At 65.6% G+C, this 15014-nt stretch carries 16 protein-coding genes; 7 read left to right on the top strand and 9 right to left on the bottom strand.

Annotated features, from left to right (window positions below):
* The first annotated feature begins 12 nt into the window (after window positions 1-12).
* Window positions 13-1899 (top strand): methyl-accepting chemotaxis protein, encoded by a 1887-nt coding sequence (locus DB032_RS02910; RefSeq protein ID WP_107798173.1) that lies wholly within the window; start codon window positions 13-15, stop codon window positions 1897-1899.
* A 131-nt stretch (window positions 1900-2030) separates the two neighbouring features.
* Window positions 2031-2465 carry a hypothetical protein gene (locus DB032_RS02915; protein WP_107798174.1) on the top strand — a complete coding sequence of 145 codons (435 nt, stop codon included), beginning with the start codon at window positions 2031-2033 and terminating at the stop codon, window positions 2463-2465.
* An 88-nt stretch (window positions 2466-2553) separates the two neighbouring features.
* Here the strand turns inward: DB032_RS02915 and DB032_RS02920 are convergent, their stop codons facing one another.
* Both DB032_RS02920 and DB032_RS02925 read right to left on the bottom strand, forming a co-directional pair.
* Window positions 2554-3006, bottom strand: a complete 453-nt coding sequence (locus tag DB032_RS02920; protein ID WP_107798175.1) for an LEA type 2 family protein — start codon at window positions 3004-3006, stop codon at window positions 2554-2556.
* A gap of 27 nt (window positions 3007-3033) precedes the next feature.
* Window positions 3034-3924, bottom strand: a complete 891-nt coding sequence (locus DB032_RS02925; protein WP_107798176.1) for a LysR family transcriptional regulator — start codon at window positions 3922-3924, stop codon at window positions 3034-3036.
* A gap of 121 nt (window positions 3925-4045) precedes the next feature.
* On the opposite strand from DB032_RS02925, the gene DB032_RS02930 reads away from it, so the two are divergent.
* Window positions 4046-4477 carry a CidA/LrgA family protein gene (locus DB032_RS02930; protein WP_107798177.1) on the top strand — a complete coding sequence of 144 codons (432 nt, stop codon included), beginning with the start codon at window positions 4046-4048 and terminating at the stop codon, window positions 4475-4477.
* A complete protein-coding gene (locus tag DB032_RS02935) occupies window positions 4467-5150 on the top strand; it encodes an LrgB family protein (protein ID WP_048415644.1) in 684 nt (227 codons plus the stop codon). Before DB032_RS02930 ends, DB032_RS02935 begins: the two co-directional genes overlap by 11 nt.
* 181 nt (window positions 5151-5331) lie before the next feature.
* On the opposite strand, the gene DB032_RS02940 is transcribed toward DB032_RS02935, so the two are convergent.
* Window positions 5332-5991, bottom strand: coding sequence for an OmpA family protein (locus DB032_RS02940; protein ID WP_107798178.1), 660 nt, complete (start codon window positions 5989-5991; stop codon window positions 5332-5334).
* Window positions 5988-6458, bottom strand: coding sequence for a Cd(II)/Pb(II)-responsive transcriptional regulator (locus DB032_RS02945; protein ID WP_107798179.1), 471 nt, complete (start codon window positions 6456-6458; stop codon window positions 5988-5990). Before DB032_RS02945 ends, DB032_RS02940 begins: the two co-directional genes overlap by 4 nt.
* A 273-nt stretch (window positions 6459-6731) precedes the next feature.
* Here DB032_RS02945 and DB032_RS02950 point away from each other — a divergent pair, with 273 nt between their 5' ends.
* Window positions 6732-8972, top strand: a complete 2241-nt coding sequence (locus tag DB032_RS02950) for a heavy metal translocating P-type ATPase (RefSeq protein ID WP_107798180.1) — start codon at window positions 6732-6734, stop codon at window positions 8970-8972.
* Between the two features lie 73 nt (window positions 8973-9045).
* Here DB032_RS02950 and DB032_RS02955 read toward each other — a convergent pair whose 3' ends face one another.
* The gene (locus DB032_RS02955; RefSeq protein ID WP_107798181.1) at window positions 9046-9711 is read right to left on the bottom strand and encodes a putative metalloprotease CJM1_0395 family protein; all 666 of its coding nucleotides are present in this window, start codon (window positions 9709-9711) and stop codon (window positions 9046-9048) included.
* Between the two features lie 200 nt (window positions 9712-9911).
* Here DB032_RS02955 and DB032_RS02960 point away from each other — a divergent pair, with 200 nt between their 5' ends.
* Both DB032_RS02960 and DB032_RS02965 read left to right on the top strand, forming a co-directional pair.
* Window positions 9912-10418: an acyl-CoA thioesterase gene (locus DB032_RS02960; protein WP_199225795.1), complete on the top strand. Its 507-nt coding sequence runs from the start codon at window positions 9912-9914 to the stop codon at window positions 10416-10418.
* Window positions 10411-11097, top strand: a complete 687-nt coding sequence (locus DB032_RS02965; protein ID WP_107798182.1) for a TIGR01621 family pseudouridine synthase — start codon at window positions 10411-10413, stop codon at window positions 11095-11097. The genes DB032_RS02960 and DB032_RS02965 overlap by 8 nt, the downstream gene beginning before the upstream one ends.
* A gap of 28 nt (window positions 11098-11125) precedes the next feature.
* Here the strand turns inward: DB032_RS02965 and DB032_RS02970 are convergent, their stop codons facing one another.
* Genes DB032_RS02970 through DB032_RS02985 form a run of 4 tightly spaced genes read right to left on the bottom strand, consistent with a single transcriptional unit; the run spans window position 11126 to window position 14910 of the window.
* The gene (locus DB032_RS02970) at window positions 11126-11950 is read right to left on the bottom strand and encodes a ChbG/HpnK family deacetylase (protein ID WP_107798183.1); all 825 of its coding nucleotides are present in this window, start codon (window positions 11948-11950) and stop codon (window positions 11126-11128) included.
* 53 nt (window positions 11951-12003) lie between these two features.
* On the bottom strand, window positions 12004-12411 hold the full coding sequence (locus DB032_RS02975) for a GtrA family protein (protein WP_107798184.1): 408 nt from the start codon (window positions 12409-12411) through the stop codon (window positions 12004-12006).
* Window positions 12408-13421 carry a glycosyltransferase family 2 protein gene (locus tag DB032_RS02980; protein WP_107798185.1) on the bottom strand — a complete coding sequence of 338 codons (1014 nt, stop codon included), beginning with the start codon at window positions 13419-13421 and terminating at the stop codon, window positions 12408-12410. The genes DB032_RS02975 and DB032_RS02980 overlap by 4 nt, the downstream gene beginning before the upstream one ends.
* Window positions 13414-14910 (bottom strand): glycosyltransferase family 39 protein, encoded by a 1497-nt coding sequence (locus tag DB032_RS02985; protein ID WP_107798186.1) that lies wholly within the window; start codon window positions 14908-14910, stop codon window positions 13414-13416. Before DB032_RS02985 ends, DB032_RS02980 begins: the two co-directional genes overlap by 8 nt.
* Window positions 14911-15014 lie beyond the last annotated feature (104 nt).

Consider the following 15014-nt stretch of genomic DNA (forward strand, 5'->3'; position numbering starts at 1 on the left):
CAACGGCTTATCATGCGCTCCATCCGTCACAAGCTCACGCTGCTGACAGCGGTGTCCATTCTGGTCGCCACGCTCAGCATCACCATCACCGCCTGCCTGAATATCCGTTCCCATGCCTACCAAGAGGCCGAGCGCGAGATCAACCAGGTCGCCCAGCTACAGGGCGGCTTCGTGTCCGAATGGCTGTCGGTCCGCAAGAATCTGATCAGCGCCAGCCTCAGTCACGCCGACGACGCTCAGGTCAGCTACTATCTGCAGCAGCTGGCCAAGGGCGGCGGCTTCAATGTGATCTACGCCGGCAACGGCGTCACCGGCGACATGAAGTACTCGGTGCCGGGGCGTCCCAAGCCCAGCGCCGACTACCAGCCGGCCCAGCGTCCCTGGTTCCAGCAGTCCAAGGCCCAGGACGGCCTGATCGTCACCGATCCCTACAAGGATTCCGAGCCGGAAACCAAGGACAAGCTGGTGATCACCATCGCCGACAAGGTCAAGGGCCAGGAGATCGTGGTGGGCGGCGACATCCTGATCGACAAGCTGGTCAAGTCGGTGCTGGACATCAAGCTGGCCGGCAAGGGCCATGCCTTCCTGCTGACCAAGCAGGGCAAGATCATCGCCTATCCCAAGCCGGGCAATGAGCTCAAGCCCATCGGCAGCGTGATTCCGGCCTTGGACGAAGCCGCCTTCGCCAGCCTGTTGCAAAGCGACCAGGCCAAGAGCGTGGACATTGACGGCGGCGCTTATATGGTGGCCTTGCGTCCGATCGCCGGTTCCGATTGGGTGATGGGCGTGGCCGCGGACGAAGACGTGATCTCCTCCCAGGTCAACGGCATTATCTGGCTGATCGCCGGCGCCGTCGCCATCGTGCTGGCGGTGATGCTGACCTTCAGCTCCGCCTATCTGGGCCGCCTGCTCAAGGGCCTGTTCCAGGTGCGCGACGCGATGCGTGAAATCTCTCAGGGCGAAGGCGATCTGACCCGTCGCATCGAAGTGGCCGGCGAAGACGAGGTGGCGCAGACCGCGCAGGCCTTTAACCAGTTCGTGCAGCGACTGAACGGCATGTTCCGCGAACTGCGCGACGAAGCCGGGCAACTGACCCAGGGCGTGATCGAAGTCAGCGGTGCGGTGAAGCGTCTGGCCGACGATTCCCACGTGTTGGCGGATATCTCCAGCTCCAACGCGGCGGCGATCGAAGAAGTGACGGTGAGCATCTCCCACATCGCCGACGCCACCCGCGAGACCGACAGCCTGGCGCGCAATACCGGCGAGCATTCGCGCGAGAGCGCCAACGATATGCAGCGCATCAGCAGCGAGATGTCGCGCACCAGCGAATCGGTGGGCGAACTGTCCGGCCTGCTGGCGTCCTTGGAACAGCGCTCGCAGGAAATCTCCAAGATCACCAATGTGATCCGCGACATCGCCGACCAGACCAATCTGCTGGCCTTGAACGCGGCGATCGAAGCCGCGCGCGCCGGCGAGCAGGGCCGCGGCTTCGCCGTGGTGGCCGACGAAGTGCGCAAGCTGGCCGAGCGCACCGGCCAGGCCACGGTGGAAATCAGCCAGATGGTGGAAAACATTCTGGGCGAAACCGGCAAGGCGGTGCAGAACATGAACAGCACCGTCGGCGCGGTGGACAACAGCGTGGACCTGACCGCTCAGGCGCGCGCGCGCCTGACCGCCATCAGCGAGGCGATGCAGCAGGTGGTGGACAAGATCGGCGACGTAGCCCTGTCCACCAGCGAGCAGCACAACGCCACCACGGCGATGGCGCAGAGCACCGAGTCGATCAACAATCAGATCATCGATTCCGACTCCGCGCTGCAATCGGCGATGCAGACCCTGGGCTCCTTGAACGACCTGGCCCGCGGCATGCAGAGCACCTTCAACCGCTTCCGGCTCTAAACCGACTCAGCGATTGTCCGCGTAAGGAAACTCTCGCGCTTTCGCATGGTCAGTCATACAACGCCGGCTCCGTTCAGGGGCCGGCGTTTTGTTATGCTATGGATAGTGAAACGGGGATTGAAGGATTTCGGATGAAAAGACTGATGATGATGTCGGCGCTGCTGCTGACCGCCTGCGGCACCTTTCCGACCCAGGAAGGCTATGCGCAGAAGGCGTATTACTGGCAGGGGCGCGATGTGAATCAATTGCTGGCGGAGTGGGGCGCGCCGCAGAAAACCCTGAAGATGCCGAACGGCAACGTGCTCTACACCTACAGCAAGGAATTCACCCAGCGCGAGCCGCTGCGCGAGAACCGCGTGTACGAGCCGGGCGCCAAGGTGACTTACAACGAGAACGGCCAGACCAAGACCATAGAAACGCCGGGACGCTGGGTCAACACCGGCATGATAGGCGGCGGTTCCACCCATTACAGCTGCACCACCAATTTCGTGGTCAATCCCAAGAGCCAACTGGTGGAGACTGTCAGCTTCGACGGCAACAACTGCGTGGCGGTGCCGCGGCAGTGAGTTCCGGCCCCGCCGGACGGCGGGGCTGCGGATATGTTAGAGCATGTTCACGATCTCGACGGCTCGCGCCGCGGATCGTAACCGGTTCTTATTGGCCGGGCAGCTTCCATTCCCCCTTGCTGCGGAAAGGCACCCGGCCCATGCCGTTCAGGTCCTCCAGCGTGCCGTTCAGCTGGTATTCCAGCTTGCCGCCGTTGCCGGCCTCCATCGCCTTGCCGATCTGTTTCAGCCAGCCGGCCAGCGAGGTGTGCAATTGCAGGGTGACCATGCCTTCGCCCAGCGCCGGCACCGCGATGGCTTGATTGCTGAGCCCGGTGGCCAGCTTTTCTCCGGCCACGTTCAGCTCCAGCGTCATGCCCTTGGCGTTCAAGGCCAGATTGTTGGGATTGCTGACCCGCAGGCTGACTTCGAAGCTTTGCTCGAACAGGGTGGTCTTGCCGGGCTTGACGTCGGCGATGCTGATCTGCGGTTTCTGATAGTTCAGCGCTGCGCAGCCGCTTAGCAGCAGGGCGAACAGGGCGATGCTCAGATATCGTTTCATATTCGGTTTTCCTAGGGTTGACTGGCTTTATTCCAAACCGCCCAGCACATCGCGCGTCACCGCCAGCCAGGCGCGCGCGGCGTGCGACAAGTATCCGTTCTTTTGCCAGATCAGCGCCAGATGCCAGACCAGCTTGGGTTCGGCCAGCGGAATCACGTCGTAGGCGGCGCGGTCCAGCCGCTCCACGATGGAGCGCGGCAGCAGGGTGACGCCCATATGGGCGGAGACCAGTTCCACGATGAAGTCCCAGTGCGCGCTGCGTCCCACCACGTGAAGCGGGCGGCCCAGCTCGCGGAAGGCGTCGCTGACCCGGCGCGCCAGCGTGAAATCCTGCGGGTAGAGCACGAAGGGCTGGCCGGCGATCTGTTCCAGCCTCACCACGCTCTGGCCCCGCCACTCCGAGCCGGCCGGCGCCACCAGGCACAGCGGGTCGCGCACCACGGCGAATTGATCGAAAGCCTGATTGTCCACCGGCAGCACCGCCACGCCGATTTCCAGTTCGCCGCTGCGCACGCTGCTCTCGATGGCCAGCGCGCCGTCTTCCACCATTTTCAGTTCGATCTGCGGATAGCGTTGACGGAAGCTGCTGACCACCGGCGCGAAGAAGGCCACGCCCACCATCGGCGGCAGGCCGACCACCAGTTCGCCGCGCTTGAGCGCAGACAAGTCGGACAGCTCGGTTTTCAACTGGTTCATCGCCGACAGCACGTCCAGGCCGCGCTCGTAAGTAGCCCGGCCGGCATCGGTGAGGCGGAAGCTGCGGCCTTCGCGCAAGATCAGCGGGCAGCCCAGCTCCTCCTCCAGCTGGCGCACCATCTTGCTGATGGTGGGCTGGGTCACATAGAGGGCTTCGGCCGCCTTGGTGAAGCTTTGGCGTTTGACCACCTCGATGAAATAGCGCAGCGCGCGGATGTCCATGTGTGCTTGTCCGGATCATGTATTCCAGATTGGAATGCGTGAAATAATTTTAATTCATTTTTTGAATGCATGCCGGCGCTCTATACTCGAAACACTCCCTGTGTTGTGTAGTGGCTCAATCATGGCAAACCCGAACCTTCCCGCATTCAAGCAAGTGGCGCTGACCGTTGGTCAGGTGGCCTTGCTGAGCGTGGTGTGGATAGCGGCCAGCCAGTTGAGCAGCCATTTCCTGCCTGTGGTGCCTGCCGGCGTGCTGGGGATGTTCCTGGTGCTGGCGGCGCTCTGGCTGGGCTGGTTGCCGCTGGATTGGTGCCGCAGCGGCGCCCGCTGGTTGCTGGCCGAAATGTTGTTGTTCTTCATCCCCGCCGTGGTGGCGGTGATCCAGTACCCGGACGTGATCATGGCCGCCGGGCTGCGGATCGTGGCGGTGATCGTGCTGTCCACCTTGCTGGTGATGGCGGCGACCTCCTGGGTGGTGGACAAATGTTACCGGCTGGAAGTGGCCCTGCGCTGGCATGGCCGCCAGAAACAGGTGAAGACGCATGGAGCATGAAATCGCACTGGCCAGTCTGCTGATTACCGTTGTCTTGTACGGACTGGTCAAAAAGTTTTATCTGAAAAAGCGCAATTGGTGGAGCGCCCCGATTCTGGCGGTGCCGCTGTTGGTGATTGCGCTGGTGGTCCTGGCCAAGGTGCCGTACCGGGTGTATTTCGAAGACACCCGCTGGCTGACCTGGATGCTGGGCCCGGCCACGGTGGCCTTCGCGGTGCCGATCTACGAGCACCGGGCGATGATACGTCGTCACTGGCTGTCGCTGAGCTGCGGCGTGCTGGTGGGCATGCCGGTGGCGGTGTTCAGCTCGATCTGGCTGGCGCGCCTGCTGGGCTTGTCCGAGCTCTTGCAGCGCAGCCTGGCGCCGCGTTCGATCAGCACCCCGTTCGCCCTGGCCACGGCCTCGGGCATCGGCGCCTCGCCGGATCTGACCGCGGTGTTCGTGGTGATGACCGGGGTGTGCGGCATGTTGCTGGGCGAAGTGATGCTGGCCTGGATGCCGCTGCGCTCCAGCCTGGCGCGCGGGGCTCTGTTTGGCGCCGCCGCCCACGCGGCCGGCACCGCCAAGGCCAGCGAGCTGGGCGCCGAAGAAGGCGTGGTGGCCAGCCTGACCATGATGCTGGGCGGTTTGGCGACGGTGTTCGCCGCGCCGCTGATAGGTTTGTTGTTGTAGTTTGTGTGTGTACTTGTTGTGACCCGCATTCCCGTGGGGTGGCGTGCGGTGGTTTCTCCTCATCTCCCCAAACGAGCGTTGTTAGGGCCGACCCAGTGGGTCGGCCCCTTTTTTTGCCTATTCGCCACGGCGCGCGGGCGACAAAAAACCCGGCCGGAGCCGGGTTGGGCATCAAGATCGTTCAGCCCATTTGCTGCGGGGTGATCATGATCTCCACGCGGCGGTTGCGCGCCTTGCCGCTGTCGCTGGCGTTGCTGGCCACCGGCTGGGCCGCGCCGTAACCCATGGTGCGCACCCGCACCGAGTTGACGCCCTGGCCTTGCAGGTATTCGGTCACCGATTGGGCGCGCTTTTCCGACAAGGTCTGATTGTAGGCGGCGGCGCCGCTGCTGTCGGTGTGGCCGGCCACGGTGATCGAGGTGTCCGGGAACTGCACCAGCACGCCGGCGATGTCGCCCAGCGGTTTTTGCGCCCTGGCGTTCAGCTGATAGCCGTTGGTGGGGAAGGTGATGTTGTCGGGCAGGGACAGCTTGAGCTGGTCGCCGATGCGCTCGACGGCGATCTGGCTGTTCTTCAGCTTCTCGCGCAATTGTTTTTCCTGGTAATCCATATAGCCGCCGATGCCGGCGCCGATCGCGCCGCAGGCCAGCGCCGAATTGCGGGCGCCTTTGCCGCCATGGGTCAGCGCGCCCACCAGGCCGCAGGCCGCCGCGCCGCCCAGGCCGTAGAGAGCGGTCTTGCTGATCTCGGTCTGGCCGGTTTGCGGGTTGGTGGTGCAGGCGGACAGAGCCAGCGCGATCAGGGTCGCGGCGGCGGTGGCGGGCTTGAACAAACGGGTCATTGCTTCTCCACGGAAGGGTGATGGGGGTGCGGGTCCTGGCCGAAGGGCGTGTGGCAGACGCAGGGTTCGCCTTCGGACGCCTCCACCAGGGTTTGCAGAATGCCGCATTCCGCCACGGTGTGATGGTCGTGGCAGCGGTCGCGCAGCGCCAGCAGCTGTTGTTCCAGCAGGCGCAGGCTTTCCACTTGCTGATGGACCTTGCTCACCTGGCGGTCTATCAACTGGTTGATGTCGTCGCAGGCCAGCGAGGAGTCGGCCTTGAACGCGGCCAGCTGGCGGATGTCGGCCAGCGACATGCCCAGCGAGCGGCAGTGCAGGATGAAATTCAGTTCGCCCAATTGCTCGGCGTTGTAGCGTCGGTAGCCGGAGGCGCTGCGCAGCGGCGCGGACAGCAGGCCTTCGCGCTCGTAATAACGGATGGTTTCCACTTCGCAGCCGGTCTGGCGCGCCAGTTCTCCAATCAGCATCTCAGTTCTCCCGCAAGACGCCCCGTTGGGCGATGGCGACGATGTGCCGCCGGGTGAGGATATTTTAGCAAAAAAGCTTGACCTTGTAGCGACTATAGGGTTTGCAATGAAGCTATATCAATCCGATCAAGGGAGGCCACCATGTTCCATCCAGCGCAAAGAAGGCGAAACAAGCTTGCTCCGCATGCCGGCCATGCTTCTTGCCGCGGCGGAGAGGGCAAGCCCGATCCGCGCCCGGCGGACGATTGCTGCGGCCATAAACTGGAGGCGGCGATGCCGGCCCAACGGCCCGCCGCCGCGCATGATCACGATCACAGCCACGACGCTGCGGGCAAGGCCTGCTCGGGTCACGACCACGGCGCGGAAGCGCCGCGCGCGGTGTCCTTGGGCGAGGGCGGCCGGCAGCAGGCGCGCTTGCACATCCAGGCGATGGACTGCCCGACCGAGGCCAAGCTGATTGAAAAAGCCCTGGGCGGTATGACGGGGGTGGCCGCGCTGGAGTTCAACTTCATCGAACGCGTGCTGCTGGTGCGTCACGATCTGCCCAATCTGGACGGAGTCAAACAGGCCATCGCCAAGGTGGGCATGAAGGCGGTGGAGCTGACGGACGCCTCGGCGCCGGTGGAGCAGCCCAAATCCTCGCGCCGCGGCAATTGGCTGCTGGCCTTGTCCGGTTTGGCTGCGGCGGGTTCGGAAGGCGTGGCCTGGCTCAGCGGCGCGGATCAGGGCTGGGGCAGCGCGGTGCTGGCCCTGGCCTCCATCCTGCTGGGCGGCATTCCCACCTTGAAAAAGGGCTGGATCGCCTTGTCCACGCGCACGCTCAACATTCATTTCCTGATGTCGGTGGCGGTGATAGGCGCGATGCTGATCGGCCAGTGGCCGGAGGCGGCGATGGTGCTGTTCCTGTTCGCCATCGCCGAGCGCCTGGAGGCGATGTCGCTGGCGCGCGCCGGCGAGGCGGTGAAGGCCTTGATGTCGCTGGCGCCGGAAACCGCCTGGTTGCAAAGCGGCGGGGAATGGGTGGAGCGTCCGGCCGCCGAAGTGGCGCCGGGCAGCCGAGTGCGGGTGCGTCCGGGCGAACGGGTGCCGCTGGACGGCCGCATCGAACAAGGCCATAGCGCCTTCAACGAGGCGCCGATCACCGGCGAGAGCCTGCCGGTGGACAAATCGCCGGGCGACGCGGTGTTCGCCGGCAGCATCAACGGCAGCGGCGTGGTGGAAGTGCTGACCACGGCGGCGGCCAACGGCAGCGTGCTGGCGCGCATCATCGATACCGTGCGCAACGCCCAGGCCAGCAAGGCGCCGACGCAGCGCTTCATCGACCGCTTCGCCGAGATCTACACCCCGGTGGTGCTGGTCGCCGCGCTGCTATTCGCCGTGGCGACGCCCTTGCTGGGCTGGCTGAGCTGGGGCGAGGCGGTTTACAACGCGCTGGTGATGCTGGTGATCGCCTGCCCGTGCGCGCTGGTGATCGCCACGCCGGTGACCGTGGTCAGTGCGCTGGCCTCCGCCGCCAAGCACGGTTTGCTGATCAAGGGCGGCGCGCCGCTGGAAACGGCGGCCAGGATAGACGCGGTGTGTTTCGACAAGACCGGCACCCTGACCGAGGGCGAACCGCAGGTGACCGAGGTGGTGGCGCTGGCCGACGCGGATCAGGACCAGCTGCTGCGCTGGGCCGCGGCCCTGGACGCGCACTCCACCCACCCGCTGGCCAAGGCGGTGCTGGCGGCGGCGAGCGCCCGCGGCCTGTCCTGGCCGGAGGCGGAGCAAGTCAGCGAACAGGCCGGGCGCGGCGTCAGCGGCCTGGCGGACGGCAGGAAGCTGGCCTTGGGCAGCAGCCGGCTGGCGCGGGAGCAGGGCGCTTTGAACGAGGCCTTGCAAGCCGAGCTGTCGCGGCTGGAGCTGGCCGGCCAGGGCGCGCTGGTGTTGCTGGAGGGCGAGCGCGCGCTGGGCGTGATCGCGGTGGCCGACCGGATTCGTCCGGAAGCGCCGGCGGCCTTGAGGCAATTGGCCAAGCTGGGCGTGGCGACCGTGATGTTGAGCGGCGACAACCAGCAGGTGGCGCAGGCGGTGGCGGCGCAGACCGGCATCGTCGAGGCGCACGGCGGCTTGCTGCCGGAAGACAAGCTGGAACGCATCGTTCGCTTGCAGGCCTCCGGCAAGACGGTGGCGATGGTGGGCGACGGCGTCAACGACGCGCCGGCGCTGGCCCGCGCCGATCTGGGCATCGCCATGGGCGCGGCAGGCTCCGACAGCGCGCTGGAAACCGCCGGCGTGGCGCTGATGGACGACAAGCTGGCCAAGCTGGCCGATATGCTCAGCCACGCGCGGCGCACCTCGCGGGTGTTGAAGGTGAATATCGCGGTGGCGCTGCTCACCAAGCTGGTGTTCTTCGTGTTGGCGATGCTGGGCATGGCCAGCTTGTGGATGGCGGTGTTCGCCGACGTGGGCACCAGTCTGGTGGTGATCGCCAACGGCCTGAGGCTGGCGCGCGGCGTGCGCAAGGCGGAGTGATAGAAACGGCGCCTGGTTCTCAGGGCCTGTTCAACGCCGTATCGCCGAAGCGCAGCGGATTTTGAACAGGTTCTCAGGCGTAGGTATCGATGTTGGACCCCAGCCCCGGGCCTTGCCGCTCGGGGCTGTTGACGTGTTGGCGCGCCTGCAGCGGACTCATCCCTTGCTTGCCGGCCTGTTGCTGCATCAGCTCGATGCGGGCCTGCTGTTCCATCTGCGCGGCCGCCGCGGCCACCGCGCGATCCTGGCCGGAGGGGTCGGCCGGCGCCAGCGCGGCCCTTTGCACGGTTTGGGCGTTGGAGATGGTTTCCTGCGGCGTGCTGCCCCGAGCCAGGCGGATGCCCACCTCGCCGCCTATCGCGTATTGCTTGCCGTCCGGGCCTTGCTGATAAGTGTAGGTGGCGCCGCCGCCGGCCAGCGCGCCGCCGCTGGTCAGATGGGCTTGCTCATGCTGGCGCACTTCGCTGTCTCTCGCCTTGAGCGCTTCCACTTGTTTTTGCTGCTGCTCGTCCAGGGGCTTGCCGTCGGCGCCTAGCGTGGCATTGGGCCGGGCTGGCTCTTTTTGATCGGCGGCGCTAGGATCGGCCGCGCTGTTTCCGGGCGCAGAGGCAAGCGCCGCCGGCGCCGCGGCGCTGGCCAGGTTTTGCTGGCAGGCCGGGCACTGGCAGTTGGCGCCATGGCTGGCTTGCAAGGCGTAGCCGCCATAGCCGCCGTAGCTGGATATCCCGGAAATGCTCATGAATTCATCGTCTTAGCTTGATATTTCCAGTTTAGCCGCTATGCGGGGTTTTTGTCCAAAAGCTGTTGCGGCGGCGACAGGGGCGGAAATTCCGCTAAAAACTGTTTAAAACAAGCTTAAGGGCGCAGAATACGCGGTTTCGAATCTTTGCGGGACCACGCCGGCCGGCGTCGGGCGAGGTCCGCTTTTGGGAGTATGGCATGGGGCAACAGGTGGATCAGGCGAGCCAGCGCGAACTGGTGATGTCGGTGTTGATGACGCCGGACATGGCCAATTTTTCCGGCAATGTCCACGGCGGAGTGCTGTTGAAGCTGCTGGACCAGGTGGCTTACGCCTGCGCCAGCCGTTACGCCGGCTGTTACGTGGTGACCTTGTCGGTGGATCAGGTGCTGTTCAAGCAGGCCATCCACGTGGGCGAACTGGTGACTTTTCTCGCCTGCGTCAATCATGTGGGCCGCACCTCGATGGAGGTGGGCATCAAGGTGGTGGCCGAGGATATTCAGAAGCGCACGGTGCGCCACACCAATAGCTGCTATTTCACCATGGTGGCGTTCGAAAACGGCAAGGCGGTGCCGGTGCCGCCGCTGACGCTGGAAACGACGGAGCAGCAACACCGTTTCCGCGACGCGGAAATCCGCAAGAAGATGAGGATGGAAACCGAACAGCGCATGCGCCAGGCCTCCAAGCAGGACGGCGCCGATGCCTGAGGCGGCGTTCACTCTATTGCATAGCGATCCCCGCTTTTATCTGGTGGACAAGGCGCCCGGCGTCAGCTTTCACCGCGAGGGCGAGGAGGCCGGCCTGATGGAGGCCTTGCGCGCCGGCTTGAGCGACGAGGCGCTGTGGCCGGTGCACCGGCTGGACCGCATCACCTCCGGCCTGATCCTGGTGGCGCGCTCGGCCGAGACGGCGGCGCGGCTGGGCGAAGCCTTCGCCGGGCGAGAGATAGAGAAATATTATCTGGCCTTGTCGGACCGCAAGCCGGGCAAGAAACAGGGCAAGGTTGCCGGCGATATGGCCAAGGGCCGAGGCGGCGCCTGGCGCTTGCTGAACAGCCAGCAGAACCCGGCGGTGACGCAGTTCTTCAGCTATTCGCTGCAGCCGGGTCTGCGCTTGTTCCTGCTGCGGCCGCGCAGCGGCAAGACCCATCAGCTGAGGGTGGCCTTGAAGTCGCAGTCCGCGCCGATACTGGGGGATCTGCTATACGGCGGAACGCCGGCGGATCGCGGCTATCTGCACGCCTATGCGCTGCGCTTCGAACTGGAGGGCGAAAGTTTCCGCTTTGTCTGCCCGCCGAGCCGAGGCGAGGCCTTCTTGTCCGAGACCTGCTGCGCGGCGTTGCGGGACTTGGGCCAACCCTGGGATTTGGGCTGGCCGGCGGCGTAAGCGGCTAGGCTGGGCCGGGGTCCGGCTTTCAGGCCGCCATCGGCGCGGGAGCGGGCGCGGCCTGGTCGAAGCGAGCCAATTCCACGCCGTATTGTCCGCAGAGTTCGACGAAGGCCTGGCTGGAGAGGAAGCGGAATTCCTTGTCCCGCGTCGCGGCGATCGGGTCTTCCTTGTCTTGAGCCGGGTGGCCGGGGTGGCACATGATCAGCCCGCGGTCCGGCGTGCGGGCCAGCCATTGCTGCATCAGGCCGGCGAAGTCGGCTTGCGGCGTCAGCGAGTACATGCCGCCGAACCAGGGCGTGGTGCTGAAGCCCAGCTCGCGAGCGCCGTCGTCGAAACCGGTGCTGACGCTGCGCAGCACCAGCGCCTTGAGCCGGTTGTCGCCGGGGTGGCCCAGGCGGTCCGGGGAGCGCAAATAGGGCAGCGTCTGGCCCTGCCAGCGCTGGGCAACGGCTTCGAACAAGGCGTCGCGGACCACCGGCAGCGCATGCACATGCTGGTGGCCGTCGATGAAGTCCGGCAGCCGGCCGAAATGCTGGCAGAACAGATCGATTTGCATGATGGCGGCATCACGCAGCGTCGGGCGCGACAGCTGGCGCAATTGACTCTTCATCAGCCAATGCGATAAGGGACGCGCCTGCTCGCCAAAGGGGTGAGTCAAATTGAAATGCAGGCCGATGTCGGCTTTGCCGTCGAAGGTTTTTAGCTCGGCAGCGCGGCTGGCCCAGCTGGGCGCCTGGCTCATCACGCTGGTGGCGGACAGGCGGCCGGCGGCCAGCAGTTCCAGAATGCCGGCGCTGATGGCGTCGGACTGGGCGAAGTCGTCGGCGCAGAGTGTCAGTCGTTTTGTCATGGGAGTGTGACCGCGACAAGCGGGTAAAGTTTTATATCCCTTTGTGCTGAAAATTAAGGGCTTCTGTGTAGTTTCTGTGTCGACGGCGGCTCACGGAAGGCCCATAGCTTGCTGAGCGCGAAGGTCAGCGCCGCGACGACGACGAGCACCAGCAACAGGGCGGCGCGATAATTCAGCGGGGTGAAGCGCAGCAAGAGCGCGTACATCGCCTCGTTGACGAGAAAGCTCAGGCAGGCGACGCCGAAGAAGCGCGGCAAGGCCTGGCGGTGGGGGATGTGGGCGGCTTGGAAGGTTTGCAGCCGGTGGCCCCAGTAGCTGACCTGGAAAGCGATCAGAAAGCCCAGCACATTGGCTTGCAGCGGCGCCATGCCCAGCGGCACCAGCAGCCAGGCCACCACGCCGAAATGCACCAGCATGGCGGATACGCCGACCACGCCGAACCAGAACAGCTCCCGGCTCATTCCCCTGCGTCTCCGGCGTCCGGCCGCCCGCGGCCGCTGATGCGGCTGACCAGATAGGTGGGGCGCTGTTTGACCTCGTCGAAAATACGGCCCACGTATTCGCCCAGTATGCCGATGGACAGCAGTTGCACGCCGCCGAGGAAGCTGATCGCCACCGCCAGCGTGGGCCAGCCGCTGACCGGGTTGCCGAACAGCAGGGTGTGGGTCAGCTCCCAGGCGGCGTAGCCGATGGAGCACAGCGAAATCAGGCAGCCGACCACGGTCCAGATGCGCAGCGGCATATTGGAGAAGGCGGTGAGGCCGGTGATGCCCAGGTCCAGCAGCCGGCGGTAGTTGAAGCTGCTCTGGCCGGCGCGGCGCTCGCGGGTCTGGGTCGGCATCGGGCGCTGGGTGAAGCCCACCCAGTGGTACAAGCCCTTCATGAAGCGGTTGCGCTCCGGCATCTGGCGCAGCGCTTCCACCACGCAGCGGTCCAGCACGCGGAAGTCCTGGGTGTCGGCCGGCATCTTGTGGCGGCTGCCGCTATTGGCCAGCTGGTAGAAGGCTCGGGTGAACAGGCGCTTGGCCAGCGGCTCGTCCTCGCGGCTGCTGCGCACGCTGTAGACCATGTCGTAGCCTTGGCGCCATTCCTGCAGGAACACCGGCACCATTTCCGGCGGATGCTGGAAATCGCTGTCTATCAGCACGGCCACGTCGCCCTGGACGTGGTCGACGCCGGCGGTGAGCGCGATCTCCTTGCCGAAGTTGCGGGACAGCTGGATCAGCGTCACCGGCAGACCGGCGGCGTGGGTCAGCACCTGTTCCACGGTGTCGTCGCGGCTGCCGTCGTCCACCACCACCAGTTCGTGTCGGTAGCCGGCGTCGGCGAGCAACTGATGCAGGGTTTGCAGCATCGGCACGATGTTGGCGGATTCGTTGTAGGCCGGCACCACGCAGCTGACCAGCGGATCGGCCGGGCGCTCCTTGGCGCGTTGGGCCAATAGATAGGGCGGCACAAAAGCCTCAGTCATGCTGGGCGTCCTCGTGGTGAGCTTGCCGCGCGCCCGGGGCGTCGCCGAGCAGCAGCATGGTGTCGTTCATGACCTGGAAGCGGCCCAGCGGCGCGAAGCGGGCGCGGATGTCGGCCGGCAGCCGCGCCAGCTCGTTTTCGTCGGCCACGATGAAGCTGCCGGGTTTGCCCGCCAGCCAGGCGCGCAGTTGCTGCGGGTCCTGCGTGGTGCGCGCGCGGCCGTGGGAGTAGAACTCGGCGGAGAATTCGCGGCGGCCGGCCCAATAGACCAAGGCGCTGTCCGCGCTCGGGTTTTGCGCGCGCCAAGCGGCGATCACCTGTTTCTGGGTGCGCAGGTAGCGGTTGCCGTCGTAGTGGTTGAAGGCCAGCAGCGCCAGCAGCACCACGCCGCCGATCGCGGCGATCCAGGGCAGCGCGCTGCGCTTCGCGTCGTCGGCGCGCGCGCGACGCCACAGTTCGGCGAACAGCAGCGCGCAGCCCGGCAGCATGGGCAGGGAGTAGGGGAAGATGATGTTGCCGGACATCGTGAAGAACAGCAGCGTCATCAGCGTCCACAGCGAGAGATAAAGCAGCCAGCCATCGTCGTCGCGGCAGAGCCGCGGCAGCTTGGCGCCGTGGCGGACCAGCCAGGCCAGCATGGCGACGGACCAGGGAAAGATGGCGCCCAGCGCGTACAGCCAGATCATGCCGCGCGGCGTGGCGTGGGCGAAGCCGTATTTGTCGCCTTTCCAGCCGGAATCCAGGAAGCGGCTGACGTGTTCGCCCATGATGAAGTAATCGAGGAAGCCCGGGGTGCGTTGTTCCGCCAGCGCGTACCAGGGCGCGGCGACGGCGAACATCAGCAAGACGCCGCCGATCCACGGCAGCTTGCGCCACAGCGCCAGCCATTGATTGCGCAGCAAGACCCAGAAGAAGATGGGCATGCCCACCAGTACCACGGCCAGCGGGCCCTTGGCCAGCAGGCCGAGTCCCAGGCCGACAAAGAAGACATAGCCCCAGCGGCGGCTGTCGCGCGCCAGAGCGTGCCAGAAAGCGACCTGGCTCAGGGTCACGCAGAAGAGCAGCGCCGGATCGGTCATCACCGTGCCGGCGGCGCCGAGGAAGAGCAGGCCGCTGGCCAGGATCAGCGCGGCGGCCATGGCGGCGTCTCCGCCGCTGCGGCGGCGCATCAGGTGGGCGCTGAGGCCCAGGGTGGCGACGGCCAGCAACAGCGAGGGCAGGCGCGCGGCGATTTCATTGACGCCGAACAGGCCCATGCCGGCGGCGGACAGCCAGCTGGACAGCGGCGGTTTGGCCCAGAACGGAATGCCGTAATCGTGCCACAGGGTCACCCAGTTGCCGGTTTCCAGCATCTTGCGGGCGATTTCGCCGTAGCGCGCCTCGGTGGTGTCGGTGAGCGGAATCGCCCACATGCCGGCGAGGCGGAGCAGCAATAGCAGCAGCAGGACGGCGACGGCGCCTTGCTGCCAGGAGAGACTTGATCTTTTCATTCGGGGTGGAGGGCCGTCGGCGCGCGCGGGCGCGGCGGCGAATAAGGGCCGGAATCTGGAAGCCCCGTATGATAAAGCCTTTTCTCCGGTCTGTGTTGGCCGGG

This window comes from Chromobacterium sp. Panama, from assembly GCF_003052555.1.
Lineage (GTDB): Bacteria > Pseudomonadota > Gammaproteobacteria > Burkholderiales > Chromobacteriaceae > Chromobacterium.